At 72.4% G+C, this 19,513-nt stretch carries 17 protein-coding genes and 1 pseudogene; 9 read left to right on the top strand and 9 right to left on the bottom strand.

Going from position 1 to position 19,513, the window contains the following annotated elements; translation table 11 throughout:
* Window positions 1-53 precede the first annotated feature (53 nt).
* Window positions 54-755, top strand: coding sequence for an HAD family hydrolase (locus tag ACFYY1_RS19370; RefSeq protein WP_388586836.1), 702 nt, complete (start codon window positions 54-56; stop codon window positions 753-755).
* Window positions 756-824: 69 nt separating this feature from the next.
* A complete protein-coding gene (locus ACFYY1_RS19365) occupies window positions 825-1,004 on the top strand; it encodes a hypothetical protein (protein ID WP_388586833.1) in 180 nt (59 codons plus the stop codon).
* A gap of 164 nt (window positions 1,005-1,168) precedes the next feature.
* Here ACFYY1_RS19365 and ACFYY1_RS19360 read toward each other — a convergent pair whose 3' ends face one another.
* Window positions 1,169-2,659, bottom strand: coding sequence for an LVIVD repeat-containing protein (locus ACFYY1_RS19360; RefSeq protein WP_388586830.1), 1,491 nt, complete (start codon window positions 2,657-2,659; stop codon window positions 1,169-1,171).
* 158 nt (window positions 2,660-2,817) lie between these two features.
* On the opposite strand from ACFYY1_RS19360, the gene ACFYY1_RS19355 reads away from it, so the two are divergent.
* A complete protein-coding gene (locus ACFYY1_RS19355) occupies window positions 2,818-3,504 on the top strand; it encodes a DUF305 domain-containing protein (RefSeq protein WP_388586827.1) in 687 nt (228 codons plus the stop codon).
* A 77-nt stretch (window positions 3,505-3,581) separates the two neighbouring features.
* The gene (locus ACFYY1_RS19350) at window positions 3,582-4,994 is read left to right on the top strand and encodes an FAD-dependent oxidoreductase (protein WP_388586824.1); all 1,413 of its coding nucleotides are present in this window, start codon (window positions 3,582-3,584) and stop codon (window positions 4,992-4,994) included.
* Here ACFYY1_RS19350 and ACFYY1_RS19345 read toward each other — a convergent pair.
* The 3 genes from ACFYY1_RS19345 to ACFYY1_RS19335 form a co-directional block, all read right to left on the bottom strand.
* Complete coding sequence (locus ACFYY1_RS19345; protein WP_388586821.1) at window positions 4,991-5,374, bottom strand: ArsR/SmtB family transcription factor; 384 nt, start codon at window positions 5,372-5,374, stop codon at window positions 4,991-4,993. The genes ACFYY1_RS19350 and ACFYY1_RS19345 overlap by 4 nt on opposite strands.
* 188 nt (window positions 5,375-5,562) lie before the next feature.
* On the bottom strand, window positions 5,563-6,660 hold the full coding sequence (locus tag ACFYY1_RS19340) for an NADH:flavin oxidoreductase/NADH oxidase (RefSeq protein WP_388586818.1): 1,098 nt from the start codon (window positions 6,658-6,660) through the stop codon (window positions 5,563-5,565).
* 71 nt (window positions 6,661-6,731) lie between these two features.
* Window positions 6,732-7,121, bottom strand: coding sequence for a hypothetical protein (locus ACFYY1_RS19335; RefSeq protein WP_388586816.1), 390 nt, complete (start codon window positions 7,119-7,121; stop codon window positions 6,732-6,734).
* A gap of 181 nt (window positions 7,122-7,302) precedes the next feature.
* Here ACFYY1_RS19335 and ACFYY1_RS19330 point away from each other — a divergent pair, with 181 nt between their 5' ends.
* Entirely contained in the window at window positions 7,303-7,866 is a 564-nt protein-coding gene (locus ACFYY1_RS19330) for a GNAT family N-acetyltransferase (protein ID WP_388586813.1), read from the top strand.
* Here the strand turns inward: ACFYY1_RS19330 and ACFYY1_RS19325 are convergent.
* On the bottom strand, window positions 7,854-8,570 hold the full coding sequence (locus ACFYY1_RS19325) for a cupin domain-containing protein (protein ID WP_388586810.1): 717 nt from the start codon (window positions 8,568-8,570) through the stop codon (window positions 7,854-7,856). The genes ACFYY1_RS19330 and ACFYY1_RS19325 overlap by 13 nt on opposite strands.
* A 194-nt stretch (window positions 8,571-8,764) precedes the next feature.
* On the opposite strand from ACFYY1_RS19325, the gene ACFYY1_RS19320 reads away from it, so the two are divergent.
* Together ACFYY1_RS19320 and ACFYY1_RS19315 are read left to right on the top strand one after the other, a co-directional pair.
* Window positions 8,765-9,853, top strand: a complete 1,089-nt coding sequence (locus ACFYY1_RS19320) for a WD40/YVTN/BNR-like repeat-containing protein (protein ID WP_388586807.1) — start codon at window positions 8,765-8,767, stop codon at window positions 9,851-9,853.
* A 61-nt stretch (window positions 9,854-9,914) separates the two neighbouring features.
* A pseudogene (locus ACFYY1_RS19315) lies at window positions 9,915-12,154 on the top strand (hypothetical protein).
* A gap of 85 nt (window positions 12,155-12,239) precedes the next feature.
* Here the strand turns inward: ACFYY1_RS19315 and ACFYY1_RS19310 are convergent.
* Window positions 12,240-12,917: a uracil-DNA glycosylase gene (locus ACFYY1_RS19310; RefSeq protein ID WP_266735092.1), complete on the bottom strand. Its 678-nt coding sequence runs from the start codon at window positions 12,915-12,917 to the stop codon at window positions 12,240-12,242.
* A gap of 142 nt (window positions 12,918-13,059) precedes the next feature.
* On the opposite strand from ACFYY1_RS19310, the gene ACFYY1_RS19305 reads away from it, so the two are divergent.
* Together ACFYY1_RS19305 and ACFYY1_RS19300 are read left to right on the top strand one after the other, a co-directional pair.
* Window positions 13,060-14,136, top strand: coding sequence for an N-acetylglucosamine kinase (locus ACFYY1_RS19305; RefSeq protein WP_388586804.1), 1,077 nt, complete (start codon window positions 13,060-13,062; stop codon window positions 14,134-14,136).
* Between the two features lie 119 nt (window positions 14,137-14,255).
* On the top strand, window positions 14,256-15,179 hold the full coding sequence (locus ACFYY1_RS19300) for a sirohydrochlorin chelatase (protein ID WP_388586801.1): 924 nt from the start codon (window positions 14,256-14,258) through the stop codon (window positions 15,177-15,179).
* A 99-nt stretch (window positions 15,180-15,278) separates the two neighbouring features.
* Here the strand turns inward: ACFYY1_RS19300 and ACFYY1_RS19295 are convergent, their stop codons facing one another.
* The 3 genes from ACFYY1_RS19295 to ACFYY1_RS19285 form a co-directional block, all read right to left on the bottom strand.
* A complete protein-coding gene (locus tag ACFYY1_RS19295) occupies window positions 15,279-16,364 on the bottom strand; it encodes a lactonase family protein (RefSeq protein ID WP_388586798.1) in 1,086 nt (361 codons plus the stop codon).
* A gap of 150 nt (window positions 16,365-16,514) precedes the next feature.
* Window positions 16,515-18,026, bottom strand: coding sequence for an FUSC family protein (locus ACFYY1_RS19290; RefSeq protein WP_388586795.1), 1,512 nt, complete (start codon window positions 18,024-18,026; stop codon window positions 16,515-16,517).
* A 326-nt stretch (window positions 18,027-18,352) separates the two neighbouring features.
* Window positions 18,353-19,507 (bottom strand): glycosyltransferase family 4 protein, encoded by a 1,155-nt coding sequence (locus ACFYY1_RS19285; RefSeq protein WP_388586793.1) that lies wholly within the window; start codon window positions 19,505-19,507, stop codon window positions 18,353-18,355.
* Window positions 19,508-19,513 lie beyond the last annotated feature (6 nt).

Below are 19,513 nucleotides of genomic sequence, written 5' to 3'. Positions count from 1 at the left end.
TGCGGGGCGGGCCGCCTTGTCGGGGCCGCCCCGCACCGGGGAGGATCGCAGCCATGCAGATCAAGGGTGTGCTCTTCGACTTCTCCGGGACTCTCTTCCGCATCGAGTCCGTCCGGTCCTGGCTGCGCGCGGTCCTCGCCGAGCAGGGGGTGACGGTGGACGAGGCCGACTTCGAGCGGTGCGCGGGTGAGCTGGAGGCCGCCGGGGCGCTGCCGGGCGGCCCGCCTCCCCGGCACGTCCCCGCCCGGCTCGCCGCCGCGTACGCCACCCGTGACGAGAGCGCGGAACTGCACCGGGAGGCGTACACCGGGCTGGCCCGGCAGGTGGCCCTGCCTGATCCCGGACTGTACGACGCTCTGTACGAGCGGCATCGGACACCGGCCGCCTGGGAACCGTATCCGGACGCGGCGGAGGTGCTCGGCGCGCTGCACGACAGCGGAATCCGGATCGGTGTGGTCAGCAACATCGGCTGGGACCCGCGGCCGGTCTTCCGCGCGCACGGCCTGGACCCCCTGATCGACGCCTACGTGCTGTCGTACGAGCTCGGCGTCCAGAAGCCGGACTCACGGATCTTCCACATCGCCTGCACAGATCTCGGGCTGGATCCGGCGGATGTGGTGATGGTCGGCGACGACCGGAACGCGGACGGCGGGGCCGCCGCACTGGGCTGTGACGTGCGGTTCGTACAGCATCTGCCAGTGGCGGAGCGGCCCGACGGACTGCGGACGCTCGGACTGGTGCCGGACGTTGCCTGACAGACATGTGAGAGATGTCCCTGACGCCCAATGGGTCTGATTGTCACATCGGGGCCTTAGCCTGTATGCATGTCCCGTTCTCCGTGCCCCTCCGACTCCACGCGCACCGCCGCCGTGGTCAACAAAGAGATCCGTGAGCTGTGGCAGCGCTCGGGCGGCTGTCTGTCGCCCGAGGACGAGGAGCAGTACCAGCGCCTGCTGGTGGAGTGGGCCGCCGCGACGGGCGGCGGAGGCAGGTCCGCCGCCTAGAAGCGCGCCGACCCGCGAACCGCGCTGTCCCGCGGGGCGGTGGATCCGCCCCGCGGGACAGCCTTCCGTTTCACGGTGGATCCGGCCGGGTGGAGGTTCCGGTCGGGTGGTGGATCCGGTCGCGTGTCGTGCAGCGGATCCGGTCATGCTGTGGATCCGGCCGGTCAGCGGTCGAAGTACTCCGGCTGGGTCTGCACGTTGAGCTCGTCCAGCCGCACCCGCTTCGCCGGGTCGGTCCGCCGGTCGTCGAGCTTCAGGACGTCGAAGCCCTTGGCGATGTCGTTGGAGTAGATGTAGCCGTTGTAGTAGTACGCCGACCAGGGGCCGGCCGTGGTGACCGCGTCGGTGCTGACCGGGCCGCGCTCGAAGTAGCCGATCTCCTTGGGCTTCGACGAGTCGGTGAAGTCCCACACCGACACCCCACCCTGGTACCAGGCCTGGACCATCAGGTCGCGGCCCTTGACCGGGATGATCGAGCCGTTGTGGGCGACGCAGACCTCGGTGTCGGCCTGCGGGCGGTCGATCTTGAAGTAGCTGCGGAAGACCAGCTTGCGGTGGTCGCCCTTGCCGACGATGTCGTAGATGCCGTTGGCGCCGCGCTTCGGGCCGATCTCCTCGTTGCAGGTGGCCGCGCCACCGCCGCCGAGCTCATCGGTGAAGACGACCTTGTCCGTCGTCTGGTTGAACGTCGCCGAGTGCCAGAACGCGAAGTTCACGTTGTCCTGCACCCGGTCGATGACCTTCGGGTTCTCCGGGTCCTTGATGGAGAACAGCAGCCCGTCGCCCATGCAGGCACCGGCGGCCAGGTCCTTCGAGGGCAGCACGGTGATGTCGTGGCAGCCGGTGGTCTTGGAGACGCCCGGGTTGTCCGGGGCACCCGGGTTGCCGCCGTCCGGGAAGAGCACCGGGAAGTTCACGACCGCCGCCTTCTCGGGCGCGTTGCGCGGCACCTTGATGACGGAGATCCCGTCGTGCGGCGGCTGGCAGTCGGGGAACGTCGCGCTCGGCGAGTACGAGGAGACATACACGTACACGTTGTTGCGCTCGGGAACCAGTGTGTGGGTGTGCGATCCGCACGCGGTCTCGACGGCGGCGACGTACTTCGGGTTGCGCTTGTCGCTGATGTCGAAGACCTTCATGCCCTCCCAGGAGGACTTCTCCGTGGCGGGCTGGGTGGTGCTGGTGCAGGAGTTGTCGCTGCGCGAGGAGTCGGTGGACAGGAAGAGCAGGTTGCCCGAGACCGATATGTCGTTCTGCGAGCCGGGGCAGAGAACCTGCGAGACCGTCTTCGGGGAGCTGGGGTTGCTGATGTCGAAGATCCGGAAGCCGTCGTAGTTTCCGGCGAAGGCGTACTTCCCCTGGAAGGCCAGGTCCGTGTTGAGGCCCTTGAACGCGTCCTTCGGGACGTTGGCCAGATGAGTGATGTTGGAGCTGTGGACGATCTCGTCCACGCCTGGTACCTCGCCGCTCTCGATCGCGGCCTCGGCCTCTGCCTGCTGGGCGGCGGAGACACCCGTCCGGGCCTCGCCCCGGTCCCCGGGGTCGGGCGTCGCGGCCGCGGGTCCGGCCATCAGCAACGTGGCCAGCAGGCCGGCGGCTGCCGTCGCCACGCCCAGCCGTCTGCGCCGCACCGGGCTCGTGTGCAACGAATTCACTGCGTCCTCCCATGGATCCGAACGTAGTTGAACGGTTCACGGACCTCGGCAGTATCGTCCTTGCCATGGTGATCCCAACAGATGGCAACAGAGACGTAATGAAAGTTTCTGATCGCTGCTGCGCGGAAGCGTGTTAGGACGGTCGGCAACCACCCCATATGGCCATGGAGGTCCACTTGTTGATCCGCCGTCAGACCATGTGTGCACGTAGCTCCGCATTTGTCGCAGTAGCCGTTTCGGCCGTCCTCGCCCTCGCCGCGTGCGATGCGGGGAACGGCGAAAGCCGCACCGAGGCGCGGACGGACGGGGGTCCTTCGGTGGTGGCTCCCGGAAAGCCGGGGGAGCCCGCACGGACGCTCTCCGTCGAGGAGGCCGCGAAGGCCGCCGGGGACGACAGCCCCAACTCGGCCGACTACCGCTATGCGCAGATGATGATCCAACACCACGCCCAGGCCCTGGAGATGACCCGGCTCGTCCCGTCCCGTTCCGGTTCCGCCTCCGTCAAACGGCTCGCCGAGCGCATAACCGCCGGCCAGAAGCCGGAGATCGGCGCCATGGAGGGGTGGCTCACGCACAACGGCGGAGCGAAGCGCGCATCCGCCCACGACCACTCGGCGATGCCCGGGATGGCGACCGGGACGCAGCTGAAGAAGTTGCGCGCGGCGGACGGCGCGGCCTTCGACAAGCTCTTCCTGAAGTTGATGATCACCCATCACCAGGGGGCGATCACGATGGCGACCGAGGTGCTCGCGGAGGGGAACAACGTGCAGATCGAGGAGATGGCCGGCGACGTCGTCGCGCAGCAGACGGTGGAGATCAACCGAATGCGCACGATGTCGTCCTGACGACGGTCCCGGCGCGCCTCTCCCCCGCTCACCCCGCCGGTGCCATGCTGGAGGCATCCTCCGGGAAGAGGTGCGCCGTGCTCCGTGTCGCCGTCGTCGGCTCCGGCCCCAGCGGGGTCTACACCGCCCAGGCCCTGGTCGCGCAGGACCGGGTTCCCGATGTCCGGGTCCATGTGCTGGACCGGCTCCCCTGCCCGTACGGTCTGGTGCGTTACGGCGTCGCGCCGGACCACGAGAAGATCAAGTCGCTGCAGAACAGCCTGCGGACCGTTCTGGAGCACGAGCGGATCACCTTCCTCGGCAACGTTGAGGTGGGCGGGGGCGGGATTCCGCCCGAGCGGCTCGGCGAGCTCTACGACGCGGTGGTCTACTGCGTCGGGGCCGCGACCGACCGCTCGCTCGCCGTCCCCGGTGAGGATCTGCCCGGCAGTTTCTCCGCCACCGAGTTCGTCTCCTGGTACAGCGCGCACCCCGACGCGGCGGCCGACGGCTTCCCGCTGCGGGCCCGTTCGGCCGTGGTGATCGGGGTCGGCAACGTGGCGGTGGACGTGGCGCGGATTCTCGCGCGGAGCGCACAGGAGCTGCACCCCACCGACGTGCCGCACGGTGCGCTCGGCGCGCTGGCGGGCAGCCGGGTGCGCGAGATCCACATGGCGGGCAGACGCGGCCCCTCCCAGGCCAGGTTCACCACCAAGGAGCTGCGCGAACTGGGCAGCCTGCCGCAGGCCCGGATCGTGGTGGACGAGACGGAGCTCGCCCTCGATCCGGCGTACGCGCATCCGTCCGCCCGGCAGTCTCCCGCCCTGTCCTCGCCGCCGAACGCGCCGCCCCCGACGGCGGCGGCCCGGCGCAATGTCGAGGTCCTGCGCGGATGGGCCGCGGCCGGCAGCGAGGGCGCGGGTCCCGGCGGGCATCCGCCGCGCACCATCCGCCTGCGGTTCTTCCTGCGCCCCGTCGAGCTGCTGGAGCGGTACGGCCGGGTGGCCGGGGTCCGGTTCGCCCGGACCGTGCCGGACGGCAGCGGGGGTGTGCGCGACGCCGGTACGTACGAGGACATCGACGCCCAGCTCGTGCTGCGGGCGGTCGGCTACCGGGGGATCCCGCTGCCCGGACTGCCCTTCGACCCGGTACGCGGGACGGTGCCGCATCTGGCTGGGCGGGTGCTGCGGGACGGGGTGCCGTCCCCCGGAGAGTACGTCGCCGGGTGGATCAAGCGGGGGCCGACCGGGGTGATCGGCTCGAACCGGTCGTGTGCCAAGGAGACGGTGGCGTCGCTGCTCGACGACGTCCCGCTGCTCGCCGGGCACCCGTCGGCATCCGATCCCGTGGCAGCGCTGCGGGCGTGGGGGCTGCGTCCGGTGGAGTGGGACGGATGGCTGTCCATCGAGCGGGCGGAGGTGGCGCTCGGCCGGTCGCTGGGCCGGGAGCGGGTGAAGATCCCGGACTGGGCGGGACTGCTGAACGCCGCGCGGGACGGGGCCCGGGGCTAGGGGCGGTCCTCGCCGACGCGCCGGAGCTGCTGGTTCGCCGCGTCGAGGACGCTGTCGAGGAGCCCGGGGAACAGCGCGTCCAGGTCGTCTCGCCGCAGCCCGTTCATCTTGGCCGTGCCCCGGTAGATCTGCTGGACGATCCCGCTCTCGCGCAGCACCCGGAAGTGGTGCGTGGAGGTGGACTTGGAGACCGGCAGCTCGAAACAGGAGCAGGTGAGTTCGGCGTCGGCGGCGGCCAGCTCACGGACGATGCGCAGTCGCATCGGGTCGGAGAGCGCGTGGAGCACCCCCTCGATGCGGATCTCGTCCCGCGCGGGGTGGTCGAGCACGCGACCGCCCGCCTCGGCGGTACTCGTGGCAGGGGTGCTGGCGGCGGTCACGTCGGCTCCACTTGCTGTTGTCGCTCGGATCCTTCTTGGTCGGGCTCTTCATAATACGAGATTCGTCGTAGTTCTACACGCACGGTCCCGCGCCGCGTGGAGTGCGGCCATGGGGTCCCGGGCCGCCCCGGCCCGGGACCCCATGACGCATGACGGCGCGCGGGGTCCGGCCGGGTCCGTGCGGGGCCTCAGACCGCGCGGAGGTACTGCTCCGGCTTGCGGAGTTCGCTGCCCAGTTCGCGGGCCGCTTCCTGGGCCCACGACGGGCTGCGCAGCAGTTCGCGCCCGAGGAGCACGGCGTCGGCCCGCCCCTCGGTGATGATCTTCTCGGCCTGCTGCGGCTCGGTGATCAGGCCCACCGCCGCCACCGGAAGCGAGGTCTCGGACCTGACCCGCTCGGCGAAGGGGACCTGGTACCCCGGCCCGGTCGCGATGCGGGCGCGCGGGGCGTTCCCGCCGCTGGAGACGTCCAGCAGGTCGACCCCGTGGGCCTGGAGCCGGGCGGCCAGCCGCACGGTCTCGTCGACCGTCCAGCCCTCGCGGTCGTCCTCGTCGTTCTCCGTGAGCCAGTCCGTCGCGGAGATCCGGAAGAAGACAGGCAGTTCCTGCGGCCAGACCTCACGCACCGCGTCGACGATCTCCAGGGCGAGGCGGGTGCGGTTCTCGAAGCTGCCGCCGTACTCGTCGGTGCGCCGGTTGCTGTGCGGCGAGAGGAACTGCCCGATGAGATACCCGTGGGCGCCGTGCACCTCGGCGACCTCGAACCCGGCGTCCAGAGCGCGGCGCGCGGCCTCGCGGAACTGGTCGACGACGCCCCGGATCTCGTTCACGGTCAGCTCGTGCGGCACGGGGTGGCCGTCGTCGAACGGCAGCGGGCTCGGGGCGACGGGCGTCCAGCCGTGCGCCTTCGGCCCGACCGGCCCGCCGCCCAGCCAAGGGGCCGCCGTGGAGGCCTTGCGCCCGGCGTGCGCGAGCTGGATGCCGGCGACGGAGCCCTGCCCCTTGATGAATGCCGTGATCCGGCGGAGGGCGGCGACCTGGGTGTCGTTCCAGATGCCGAGGTCGGCGGGGCTGATCCGGCCCTCGGGACTGACGGCCGTCGCCTCGGTGATGACGAGCCCGGTGCCGCCGATGGCTCGCGCCGCGAGATGGGCGAAGTGCCAGTCGGTCGCGACGCCCTGATCGGGCCCGTCCGGTGCGGCGCTGTACTGGCACATGGGCGCCATCCAGACCCGGTTGGGGATGACCAGCGACCGCAGGGTGTAGGGCTCGAACAGGGCACTCACGTCGGACTCCGTTTCGACGGGTACGGAAGAATCGTTAGTACGATACATCCCGTACTACGACGCTCGTCAAATTACGATGACTCTCGTACTACCCGGAGCGTGATGTCGGCGTCCGCGTCATAGCCCTGGGTCCAGCTGCGCCCGGCACCGGACCTCCAGGTCACGTGGACGGTGGCACCGTCGGCCCTGACGTCCTCCACCGTCATGGCCCGGTCGCCGTCCCGTACGTCCCCCCGGCGCAGTTCGCGCGCCTTGACGGTGACGGGCTCCACCGACCGCGCGCTGTCGGCCTCGTCCGCCGCGAGGGTGAGCGCCGCCGCCAGCTCCCGGGCCCCGGCCGGGGTGCAGATCAGCGACAGCTCCCCCGAGGGCGCCTCGGCCCTGATCGCGACCCGCGCCCCGACGGGGTTCACCGTCAGTCCTGCCGCACGCCCTTCGGCGTCCTCGATCCCGCTCGTCATCGCTCCACGCTTCCTCTCGCCCGGCCGACCCTTCGTTCGTCCGGCCGCATTCTTCCCTCGGACCGAATTCTTTCCTCACCTCCGGCCGGTTCCCGAATCCCGCGTCCGGCCGGTCGGGGGCGCACCGGCCTGCGGCTATTGCGTTGCTGACCGCCCGGGAGCCTGCGTAGCGTCACCGGCCATGACGACCCCCGCCCTGCACACCGCACGCCTGCGACTCGCGCCGTACACGCCGGACGACGAGGAGGACTTCGTCGCACTCTTCCAGGACACCCGGGTATCCCGCTGGATGGGCGAAGGACCCCAGAGCGCGGCCGAGGACCGCGCCCTGTTCGGGCGGATCTTCAGCAAGGTCTACGCACAGGACCTGTTCGACGTCTGGGCGGTCCGGCACGAGGGCCGGTTCGTCGGCCATGCGGAGATCAAGCCGTCGGCGGACGTGGGCGGCCACGAGATCGTCTACGCACTGACCGCCACCGCCTGGGGGCAGGGGTTCGGCACGGAGATCGCACAGGCATTGACCGGGTACGGATTCGAGACGCTCGGGCTCGCCGAGGTGCATGCCACGGTGGCCGCCGACAACGCCGCGTCACTGGCGCTGCTGGGCCGGATCGGTTTCCGGCATGTCCGGGACACGGTGGAGGGTGACGGCAGCACGACCCGGGTCCTGACCCGCTCCGCCGCCTCCGCCGCCTCCGACGCCGCCGGGGCCGCCGGGGCCGCCGGGGCCGGTCAGCCCCGGTAGACGTCCAGACGGCCGCACATGCCGAACTTTCCGTACGCGGAAGGCTGTTCGGCATGCACACAGGCTTCGGCGAGGTAGTCGCCGTCACCCCGTGCCACGGCGTCGAGCTGGGCGCCGGTCACCTCGGAAGCGGCGGCGGCTCCCCGCTGCCAGCGGCCGCGCCAGTCCTCGGCCCTCGGGCGTACGAGCGCGGCCGCGGCCCGATGGAACGCCGCGAGCGGCTCGGGGTCGCCCGCTTCGGTGGCCCGGCGCAGGGCGAGAAAGCCCTCCACGGCCAGATCGCGGCGGGCGCGGGCGGCCCGTTCCTGATCCGCTTCCGGGCCGCCGACGGGCAGGGCGACCGACGCCCGGTAGACATCGGGGTCCGCCAGACGGTCCGGCGGCAGGGTGAGTACGGCATCGCCCGCCTCCGGCAGTCCGCTGTTCTCCATGAGGACGACGATGCGCAGCCCGTCCTCGTTGACGAGCCGGTGGATCGTGCCCGGCGTGAACCACACCAGCGCCCCCGGGGCCAGCGGTGTCTGCCGGAATCCTGACGCGGTGAGGGTCTGCACCGAGCCCGTGCCGCCGACCACCACGTACCCCTCGGAGCAGGTGAGGTGGAGATGGGGTGTCCCGCCGCGCAGGCCGTCCGCGGTGGGCCAGTCGTACACCCGCAGGTGGGACACGGCGACGGCGCCGGGCAACCCTTCGAAGGTCGGCACAGCTGCTCCTCGGTCTCGGCCCGGCAACCGCTCGGCGGGCTCTCGGCAAGCGCTTTCCACGCCCGCTGCACCGTACCCGCGCCGGCCGTGGAAGCAACAGGGCCCGGGTGTCACGGCTGCGCTCCGGCCCTCTGTCAGTGGTCGGGGGCAGACTTGCCGATATCCGACACAACGGCGTTTCGGGAGGTTCGGCCATGACCGACGTACTGCTCACCGTGGGCACCCGCAAGGGACTCTTCATCGGCCGCAGGCGCGGCGGCACGTGGGAGTTCGACGGCCCGCATTTCAATGCCCAGGCGGTCTGTTCGATCGCCATCGACACCCGCAGGCGGGTTCCACGTCTCCTGGCCGGCGGTGACAGCGCGCACTGGGGACCCTCGGTCTTCCACTCGGACGATCTGGGCAGGACCTGGGTCGAACCACGACAACCGGCGGTGAGGTTCCCCCGGTTCACCGGGACATCGCTGGAGCGGGTCTGGCAGTTGCATCCGGCGGGCCCCGAAGCTCCCGATGTCGTGTACGCGGGGACCGAGCCCGCCGCGCTCTTCCGTTCGGAGGACGGCGGGGAGTCGTTCGAGCTGGTCCGTCCGCTGTGGGAGCACCCGACGCGTTCGCAATGGGTGCCCGGCGGGGGCGGCGAGGGGCTGCACACCATCCTGACGGACCCGAGGGACGCCAGGGCCGTGACCGTCGCGGTGTCCACGGCCGGGGTGTTCCGCACCAAGGACGGCGGTGCGAGCTGGGCTCCGTCGAACAAGGGGGTGTCCGCGGTCTTCCTCCCCGACCCGGAGCCGGAGTTCGGTCAGTGCGTCCACAAGGTGGCGAGGGATGCGGTCGACCTCGACCGGCTCTATCTCCAGAACCACTGGGGAGTTTTCCGGAGCGACGACTCCGGGGACCACTGGACCGACATCGGACGGACACTGCCCTCGGACTTCGGTTTCGCCGTGTCCGCGCACCCGCACCGCGCGGACACGGCCTACATCTTCCCGATCAACGCCGATGCCGACCGGGTGCCCGCCGAGCACCGCTGCCGGGTGTTCCGGACCACCGACGCGGGCAGCACCTGGGAGCCGTTGTCGACGGGCCTGCCCGAGGAGACGCACTACGGCACGGTGTTGCGCGACGCGCTCTGCACGGACGACGCCGACCCCTCGGGGGTCTATTTCGGCAATCGCAACGGCGAGCTGTACGCGAGCGCGGACGACGGGGACAGCTGGCAGCAGCTCGCTTCGCACCTGCCGGACGTCCTGTGCGTGCGAGCGGCGGTGATCGACGCCTGACCCACCACCGGCAGCCGGCAGGCGCAGCCGGCGCCCGGTCGAACGGCACCCGGGTCGGCGCGTGCCGCCACTGGGCCGGTTCCTCCTGGCCATCGAACCAACTCGGCTCCCCGAAGCAGCAGTTCCGCGCGATGTGACGCGGCCTGAGGCAACCCCTGGGCTTCGCTCTCCGTCCTCCGGGAGCGGGGGCCCAGGGATCTCTGCTGTTCCTGCACGGCCGTCACTACACGTGCTTCAACGCCAAGGGCGACCAGGGCATCTCCTGGCCCTGCGCGGCGGGCACGCGTCCGGTGCCGAGCCATCAGGGCTATCTGCGCGACCAGAAGCTCCTGGCCTCCCAGGGCTACGTCACGGTGTCCGTCTCGGCCAACGGGATCAATGGGCAGGACGACAGCGCCGGCGACGGTGGCGCCCAGGCGCGCTCGTCCCTGGTGCGACTGCATCTGGCCCGCTGGGCGGACTGGGCCGCCCAGCGGTCCGCAGCGCCCTTGGCCGTGCGTGCCGCACCGCCGGCCGACATGTCCCGGGTGCTGCTCGTGGGCCACTCCCGGGGCGGCGAAGGCGTCAACCGGGCCGCGCTCGACAGCCTCTCCCGGCCGCCCGCGGACCAGGACGGCTACCGCGGCGCGGTGCGCTAGCGCATTCGTGGCACCGTCCTGATCGGCCCGACCGTCTTCGGGCAGAACCCGGTCCCCGATGTGCCGTCCATGACCATCCTGCCGGGCTGCGACGGCGACGTGTCCGACCTCCAGGGCCAGATCTACGTCGACGGCACCCGGGGCGTCAGCCGTGGCGCCGCACTGCACAGCGCGGTCTACATGGTCGGCGCCAACCACAACTTCTTCAACAGCGAGTGGACGCCGGGGCAGGCGAAGGCGCCCGCCGAAGACGACTTCCGGGACGACGGCACGCCGGACCCGGTGTGCACGCCCGGCAGGAAGGCCCGGCTCACCGCCGCTTCGCAGCAGGCCGCCGGGGCCACGTACATCGCCGCCGCGGCCCGGCTGTTCGTCGCGGGCGACGACCGCGTTCCTGCCGGACACCTCGATGTCCGTGACGGGCGGCCGGGTGTGCGCGCAGGTGGATCCCGATCCGCGCCGCGCCTGTCTGCCGCCCGAGGGGGCCGCCGTCTCCCCGCACTTCGCCATGTGGGAGACCGTGCGGGAGCCCGGCCGTCACGCGGTCGCGATGCGCTGGTCGAAGCCGGGCGGGGCGGTGCGGATCCGTCCCGCGCGTCCGGTCTCCGTGGCGGGCGCCGAGTCGCTGGCGCTGCGGGTGATCGTGCCGCCCGACACCACCGGCACCCGGCTGGACATCGCCCTCACCGACACCTCGGGCCGACGGGCCACGCTCGGCCGCGCGAGGATCGACGGGCTGCCGGGAAGCGACCGGACCGCCTCCTACTGGGGACGCGAGATCCGTGTGCCGCTCTCCGCCGCCGTGCGGAGCAAGGTGGACCTGAAGCATGTGCAGAGCCTGGAGCTGACTCCGGGAAGCGGCTCGGGGCGGGCCTGGCTGGTGGACGCCTGGGGCCGGCGCCCCGGTACACCCGCGGTCCGGGCGGCCTCGCTGCCGCGCGTCGACATCGGCCGTCTGGAGGTCGAGGAAGGCGACTTCGGGGTCCGCACCTACCGCGTTCCGGTCACCGTCTCCGGGCGCGGCAGCGGACAGGTCCGGCTGTTCGTCACCGGGCCGGGCGCGGACGGGCCCCGCCACCGGACGGTGACGGTGCGTCCGGGCAGCCATGACATCGATGTGCCGGTCGAGGTGCGGGGCAACACCCGCTTCGGCCACGACATCACGCACAGCGCGTTCGTCAAGGCGGCCCGGGGCGCAGTCGTGGGCTCCCACCTCGGGGGCGTGACCGTGCGGAACGACGATCCGATGCCCACGATCGAGGTGAAGCCGGTCGCGGACCAGGTCACCGAGGGGCAGAGCCTGCGTTGGAAGGTCTCGCTCTCCGCGGTCGCCGATGTCGATGTCGACTCGGCCGGATTCGCGGTCCAGCCGGTCGGCCGGGGTACGGAACTGTCCACGGTGGACGTCGACGGACCGTGGCTGCGGGACACGTTCGGCGAGTCGCCCGACCCGGCCCGGCCCCTGTCCGAGGTGGCGGAGCCGGCGTTCCTCCTGGCCGTGGTTCCCGCCGGGAAGCCGAGTGCCGAGGTGACCGTGCCCACGGTCCGCGACGCGCTGGAGGAGCCCGAGGAATCACTGCGGATGCAGCTGATGACCTACGGCGATTCCTGGGAGCCGCAGGAAGGGCCGGTGTTCACCGGCACGGTCCGCGACGGGTCCTGAACCGTACCGGCCGGCGCATCGACGGGAAGGAGGCGTGGCCCCGGCTCCACGGAGGGGCCGGGGCCACGACCGGGGCCGACAGGGCCTACGGCAGCTGCCAGTCGACGGCCTGGGCCCCCTGGCGCAGCAGGAGTTCATTGGTACGGCTGAACGGGCGCGAGCCGAAGAAGCCGCGGTCCGCCGACATCGGCGAGGGGTGCGCGGACTCGATCGCCGGGTAGCCGTCGAGGAACGGCCGCAGGTTGCGGGCGTCGCGCCCCCACAGCACGGACACCAGCGGCTTGCCGCGTGCGGCCAGGGCCCGGATGGCCTGTTCGGTCACTTCCTCCCAGCCCTTGCCGCGGTGCGCGCCCGGTTTGCGGGGCGCCGTGGTGAGTGCCCTGTTCAGCAGCAGTACGCCCTGTCGCGTCCAGGGCGTCAGGTCACCGTTCGACGGCCGCGGAAGTCCCAGGTCCGTGTGCATCTCCCGGAAGATGTTCTCCAGGCTGCCGGGCACCTGGGGGACCTCGGGGGCCACGGAGAAGCTCAGCCCCACCGCCATCCCCGGTGTCGGGTAGGGGTCCTGACCGACGATCAGGACGCGTACGTCGTCGAAGGGCTGCTGGAACGCGCGCAGAACGTTCGCTCCGGCCGGCAGATAGGTGCGTCCCGCCGCCACCTCCGCACGCAGGAAATCGCCCATCGCGGCGATGCGTCCGGCCACGGGGGCGAGTGCCTCGGCCCAGCCGGGCTCGACTACTTCATTCAACGGTCGTGGTGCCACGGAAGGTCACTCTACCGGCGTAAACGCCACGCCCTCGGCCCGAACCCGGTCCGGGCCGCCGAACTCGCACTCCCCCGGCCCGTTCTCGCGGTACGGGGGATAGGCTGCCGCCGTCATTCGTCTTCCTCCCTGGAGTCGGCCCATGAGCTCACCGCGACGATCACCGGAAAGCACCGGCGCCGGTGTGCGTCCGGACGAGGCGGCGGCCGCATCGGGTCCGTACGTGCTCGGCGTGGACTCGGGGGGTTCGGGGCTGCGCGTGGCACTGGGCGTCGTCGGCCCGTCAGAGCCCTTGGCGACGACGGACTGCGCCGCTCCGGTGCGCACCGGAGCGGCCGGGATCGACGCGGCCCATCTGCTGGAACAACTGCTGCCCGCCGCCCGCCGGCTGCTGGAGCGGTGCGGCGGCGAGGACGGCGCCGGGATCGACGCCGTGGCGATCGGTGCCGCCGGCATGGCGACGCTCGGCGGGCAGCTGCGCGCGGAGCTGCCCTCGGCGCTGGAGAGCGCGCTCGGGGTGCGGCGGCTGGCGCTGGCCGCCGATGCCGTGACCGCGTACGCGGGGGCGGTCGGCCAGCGCCCGGGGGCGGTCGTCGCAGCCGGCACGGGCATGATCGCGCTGGGCACGGACCTGACGAGCTGGCGCCGGGCCGACGGCTGGGGGCATCTGCTGGGCGACAGCGGCGGCGGGGCCTGGATCGGCCGGGCCGGACTCGACGCGGCCATGCGTGCCCATGACGGGCGGCGCGGCGGATCCGCCGCTCTGCTGTCCCGGCTGGAGGCGGTGTTCGGGCCGGCACCGGAGCTTCCCGGGCTGCTCTATCCGCGTACCGACCGGCCTGCCGTGCTGGCCTCGTTCGCGCCCGAGGTCGCCGCGTGCGCCGGGCACGATCCGGTCGCCGCGGGCATTCTGCGGGAGGCCGCGGCACATGTCGCGGAGGCGGCCGCCGCGGTGTGCCCGGAGGCGGGCGCCGACGGCGAACCATGCGAAGTGGCGCTGACGGGCGGCTTGTTCCGGATGGGCGATCCGCTGCTCGTACCGCTGCGCGAGGAGCTGGCCCGACAGCTTCCGCAGGCACGGGCGGTCCCCGGTTCGGGTGATCCATTGGCCGGCGCGCTGTCCATCGCCCGGGCGTTGGCGACCGGGGATCTGCGGCTGCCCCGCCACCCGACGCTGCTCCGGGTGCCTGGTGAGGGACCTGAGGACAAGCCCGAGTAGGTGGCGACAGAGCAGGACAGTAGACCAGTAAGCCACTCATCGGATAAAAGTGGACAGATAACGCCTGTCCGGACCCTCCCCGAACAGAGCCGCACCCAAAACCAGTAGCATGCGGCGCCATGAGCACCCCCACTGGGCCCGCTTCCGGCCTGCCTGTACGAATGCCGCGACCTCGCCAGTCCGGACGGCACCGCCGCCCGGAGCCCGTGGTCGCACCCGAGGGCGCTGCCGCGCTCGTTCTCGCCGTCCCCGGTACACCCTCCCCGGCCACGCGCAGTCTGGCCGAGGAGGTGATCAGCATCGCCCGTTCCGAGCTGCCCGGCCTCAACGCCCGGATCGGCTACCTCGACAGCGACGATGCCGAGTACCCGACGCTCTCCGCCGTACTCACCCACTGCGCGGCCGAGCGTGTCGCGCGCTACGAGCAGGCGCAGGCCGCGGGCCGTGAGGTCGCCGCGCCCGAGGGGCCGTCCGCCGTCGTCGTGCCGCTGCTCGCGGGGCCGGACAGCGCCCTGATCCGGCGGATACGACAGGCCGTGATGGACAGCGGTACGCAGGTCGAGCTGACCGATGTGCTCGGCCCGCACCCGCTGCTCGCCGAGGCACTGCACGTACGGCTCTCCGAGGCCGGTCTGGCCCGTGCCGACCGCGCCAGGCTCTTCACGGTGGCCACGGCCGCCGACGGCATCGTCCTGGCCACGGTGGGTGGCGACGAGGCCGTGCAGGCCGCCGGGATCACCGGCATGCTGCTGGCCGCCCGGCTCGCGGTTCCGGTGATGGCCGCGGCGCTCGACGTCGAGGGTTCGGTCGCGTCGATCGCCGAGCAGCTCACGAGCTCCGGCTCGGCGCAGCTCGCGCTGGCCCCGTACCTGGTGGGTCCGGAGGTGGCCGAGGGTCTGCTGGACGCCGCCGCGAAGGAGGCGGGCTGCGCGACGGCCGAGCCGCTCGGCGCGTACCCGGCGATCGGCAAGCTCGTGCTGTCGATGTACATGACGACGCTCGGCATCACGCCCGTCGCGCCTCAGGGCGCCCAGGCGCACTGACCCCGTGCCGGGTGCGCCCGGCAGCCGGACGGTGCACGAACGCCGGACGGGCCCGGAGAACCGGGCCCGTCCGGCGTTCGTGCTGTGCGCGGCGCGGGGTCAGGCGAAGATCACGCAGGACGCTGCGGGGACGGCCAGTGAGCCCGCGCGACGCGGGATGCCGGTCTCCGGGTCGATGTCGAACCAGCTGACGTCGCCGGACCGCTCGTTGGCCGCGTACAGCCGACGGCCGGTGGGGTCGAGTGCGAGGTCGCGTGGCCAGTGCCCGCCGCAGTCCACGGTCGTGACCAGGGTCGCCCGCTCGCCGGTCGCGTCGAGCGCCAGGACCGAGATGCTGTCGTGGCCCCGGTTGGCGGTCCAGAGGAACCGCCCGTCGTGCGAGACGACCACCTCGGAGGGGTACGTCGCCGGCTCGCCGTCCGCCGTCCGCGTCGCGGGCAGCACGGAGGTCTCCCCCACCGGCTCCAGGACGCCCGCGGCCGCGTTCCACCTGCACACGGTGACGGTCGGTTCGAGTTCGTTCAGGACGTAGGCGTGGCCGCCGGCCGGGTGGAAGGCCAGGTGGCGCGGGCCGGTGCCCGGCCGCAGGGCCGTCTCGCCGTGCAGCCGCAGCGCCCCGGTCGTCGTGTCGAGCGCGCAGATCCGTACGGAGTCGGTCCCGAGGTCCACGCCGAGCACCCAGTTCCCCGACGGGTCGGGCAGCACCTGGTGGGCGTGCGGGCCCCGCTGCCGGTCGGCGTCCGGGCCGCTGCCCTCGTGCCGGAACACGGCGGTGGCCGGGCCGAGGGACCCGTCCGGCCTCACGGGCAGGACGCTCACGCTGCCGGAGCCGTAGTTGGCGGTGAGCAGATGACCGCCCGCGAGCGCGAGATGGGTCGGTCCGTCGCCGTCCACCGGGTGGATCTCGCCGATCGGCTCCGGTACGTCGCCGGTGACGTCCAGGGCGGCTGCCGCACCGGGCTCGGTCTCGCTGACCGCGTAGAGGGCGCCGCCGCCCGGCCCCGGCCCATGGCCCAGGGCGAGATACGAGGGGTCGGGCACCGCGTCCGTGGCACCGAGAACGGTCAGCGCCCCGGTCTCCCGGTCCACGGCGGCGACGGTGATTCCCCGTCCGCCCGCCGAGGTGAACGACCCGATGAACGCCCGCACCGCGCCGTCGCCGCTGCCCGCTGCACTGTCAGTCACCGCACTGCCCCTCTCAGCCGACCGACCACGGCGGCCCGTACCGTCGTGATCTTCCGGGGCGACGGTAGCAGTCAGCCGTAAGGTCCAGACCAGTGCCTCGGCTGCCGGAGCCGCCGGGGAGGGCTCGGCCATCCCGCCGCGGGCGAGGGCTCAGGCGTCGGCCGGAATGCGGCCTGCCCTCCGCAGGGGAACCGCGAGTTCGAGCAGGGCCCGCTCCAGCGCATGAAGATGGGCGAGCACCGGTTCGACGCCTGCGGGCTCCGTGGCCGTCGCGTTGTCGGGTCGGGGTTCCCGCCCGAGGGCCGGTGCGTCGGTGAGGGCCTCCACGGCAGCCTCCACACGCCAGCAGGCCGCGGCGAGCCGGACATCGTGCGAGGCCTCCGGATCGGCGGCGACGGAGGCCAGGCCGCGCACCTCGCGTGCGCAGTCGTCGAGCAGCGCGAGCACCTGCCGCGCCCGTCGCTTGCGGGCCTTCAGCGGGTTGAGCGGATGCTCCAGCGGCGCGAGCGACAGGCGCACCCGGCCGAGGATCGCCTCCAGTTCGGCAACGCGCCGGGGCGGGTCGGCTTCCTCGCTCCCGGCGATCCGGGCGGCGGCCTCCGCCGTGCACGTGTGCACGCACCGCAGCGCCCGCTCCACCCACGCCTCGGTCACCGCGTGCGTGGTCACCGGCAGCACGAACAGCACGGCCAGTACGGCACCGAGCGCCCCGACCGCCGTCTCGGCCACCCGCAGCACGAGCAGATCCGCGTCGAGCACGCCGAGCAGCCCGTACAGCATGCTCGCCATCACGGTCACGGCCAGCATCATCCAGGTGTAGGAAACAGCGGCGGTATAGAAGATTCCGAACACGCTCAGGGCCACCACCACGGCGGCCACGACCGGCTCGTGGTGCAGCGGCACAGCCACGGCGAAGCCCAGCCCGATCCCGAGCACCGTCCCCAGGAATCGTCTGAACCCGCGCACGACGGCCTCGCCCCGCGAGGTCGTGGCCACGAACACCCACCAGGTGGCGCCGACCGCCCAGTACCAACGCTGATCGGAGAGCACCTGCCCGACCGCGAGCGCGAACCCCGCCCCCGACGTCGCTTGCACTGCCTGCCGTGTCGTGATCCGGCCGAGTCCCGATGCCCCGGCGGGGAGGGCGACTGCCACGGGCACCGTGAGCCGTCGCTCGTAGCACCACACCCCGAACCGCACCACTGACGACGCGACGAGCGACAGCAGCACGGCCGCGTACAGCTCGGGCAGCCGGCCGGGCACGGTGTGCAGGAACTGGGCGGAGAAATAGGCCATGAAGCCGAACACCCCCAACGCGTGCCCGCGAGGTCCCCACCGCCGCGCGTACACCCCTGCCCCCACGACGGCGAGGAACGCCAGGTCGCGCGCGACGGGCACATCGTGCAGCACGGCGGCGAGCGTGAGCACCGGGAGACCGACGACGGGAAGAAGCGCGGTCGTGATCGCCTGCCCACGCACCGTCGGGTCGGTCACCGTGAACAGTGCGAGCAGCGCGGCCAGGCCACCGGTGACGGCCGCTGCCAATGAGTGCCCGAACGCCCCGCACAACGCGACGGCCAGCCCGATGCCGAGCACGGCCCGGGACGCGAACCGCAGCCGGATCCGCCCCGGATCGGGTGCGACGAACACCTTCTTCAGCAAGTTACCCCGTCCCTTTCGCGCACGGACCAGCGCAGACATGAGAAAGGCGCCGCAGAGATCCCTGGGGGAACCCGCAGCGCCATTGACATCCCCATCTCAGCACCTGGGGGACTAGTGGTTCAAATCAGCCCTGACCCTATGGACCAATGGCCCAGCATGGCTTCTCCATGCTTGGCCGCATCGAAGCCAACGGCCCAACCTCACGCGACACCGACGCCCGAACGACAGCCGCCGGCCCGGAACCTCCACCCGATCACCGCAGCTCCCGCCGCCGGACCCACGCCGCCATCGAGGACCGCCCCGGCGACCCGCCCCCGCGCGGCTCGCTACTCCTCGCCCGGCAGGGGCGCCGTCACCTCCTCGACGGGGGTGAGGAGGTCCGTCAGGTGGCGGGCCGAGGCGTCCCACGACCAGGACTCCCGGACCCATGCACGGCCCGCCGCGCCCATCGCCTCCCGGTCGGGGTCCAGGAGTATCCCGGTCAGCGCCTCGGCGACCGCCGCGGGGTCGGTGCCGTCCACGACCCGGCCGGTCCTGCCGTCGAGAACGGTATCCGGGGCGCCGCCCGAATCGCCGACCACCACCGGCAGGCCGCTCGCCGCCGCCTCCAGGAACACGATCCCGAGCCCCTCCGCCTCCAGGCCGGCCCGCCGGGTACGGCACGGCATCGCGAAGACGTCCGCCGCGGCGTAGAACGGCGGGGTGTCGGTGTGGGCGACGCCGCCCACGAAGCGGACCGCTCCCCCGCCATACCGCGCCGCCAGTTTGCGCAGCCGGGCCTCGTCGGGCCCCCGGCCGACCACCACCAGCTCGGCGTCGGGCACCTTGCTCCGGATCAGCGGCAGGGCCCGGATGAGCGTGTCCTGGCCCTTGCGGGGAACGAGCCTGGCCACACAGAGGATGACGCGCCCGCCGTGCGGGGCGGGTTCGGCGCGTGGGCCGAATCCGGCACCGGCGCGGGGCCGGTACGCCTCGGCGTCGACGCCGGGAACCAGCCGGCTCATGCGGGCCCGCGGGCCGAGCGCGGGCTCGATCCGGGCGCGGGTGTACTGGCCCAGATACGTGACCACGTCGACGCCGTCGCCTATCCGGCGCATCAGCCCGCGCGCACCGGGTGTCCGCGCCCACCAGATCTCGTGGCCGTGGGTGGTCGCCACCATGCGCCGTACGCCGCTGCGCCGCAGGGCCGGCGCCATCAGGGCCAGCGGGGCGGCGGCACCGAACCAGACCCGGTCGCAGCCGTGGGCCCCGGCGATCTCGACGGCCCTGCGGGTGACCCGGCCGGTCGGCAGCAGGGTGCGGCTGGAATCCCGTACGACGGGGAACGGGAGGCTCGCGTCGTAGGCGGTGTCCCCGGGCTCGTGCGAGGTGTAGACGACCACGTCGTCGTCCGGCACCCGGGTGGCCATCGCGTGCACGAAGGTCTCGATGCCGCCCTGCCGCGGCGGGAAGTCATTGGTGATGACGAGTGTGGTGCCCATGGACTC

The organism is Streptomyces sp. NPDC001890, from assembly GCF_042891445.1.
GTDB lineage: Bacteria > Actinomycetota > Actinomycetes > Streptomycetales > Streptomycetaceae > Streptomyces.
The sequence above is the reverse complement of the archived record's forward strand: the minus strand, read 5'-3'. Positions and strand labels throughout refer to the sequence as shown.

What these genes read in the sequence shown, in the direction of transcription:
- ACFYY1_RS19330 (WP_388586813.1), top strand. Translation starts at nt 7,303, where the DNA reads ATGACGACCCCCGCCCTGCACACCGCACGCCTGCGACTCGCGCCGTAC.
- ACFYY1_RS19355 (WP_388586827.1), top strand. Translation starts at nt 2,818, where the DNA reads ATGGCCATGGAGGTCCACTTGTTGATCCGCCGTCAGACCATGTGTGCA.
- ACFYY1_RS19365 (WP_388586833.1), top strand. Translation starts at nt 825, where the DNA reads ATGTCCCGTTCTCCGTGCCCCTCCGACTCCACGCGCACCGCCGCCGTG.
- ACFYY1_RS19335 (WP_388586816.1), bottom strand. Translation starts at nt 7,121, where the DNA reads ATGACGAGCGGGATCGAGGACGCCGAAGGGCGTGCGGCAGGACTGACG.
- ACFYY1_RS19305 (WP_388586804.1), top strand. Translation starts at nt 13,060, where the DNA reads ATGAGCTCACCGCGACGATCACCGGAAAGCACCGGCGCCGGTGTGCGT.
- ACFYY1_RS19320 (WP_388586807.1), top strand. Translation starts at nt 8,765, where the DNA reads ATGACCGACGTACTGCTCACCGTGGGCACCCGCAAGGGACTCTTCATC.
- ACFYY1_RS19370 (WP_388586836.1), top strand. Translation starts at nt 54, where the DNA reads ATGCAGATCAAGGGTGTGCTCTTCGACTTCTCCGGGACTCTCTTCCGC.
- ACFYY1_RS19300 (WP_388586801.1), top strand. Translation starts at nt 14,256, where the DNA reads ATGAGCACCCCCACTGGGCCCGCTTCCGGCCTGCCTGTACGAATGCCG.
- ACFYY1_RS19285 (WP_388586793.1), bottom strand. Translation starts at nt 19,507, where the DNA reads ATGGGCACCACACTCGTCATCACCAATGACTTCCCGCCGCGGCAGGGC.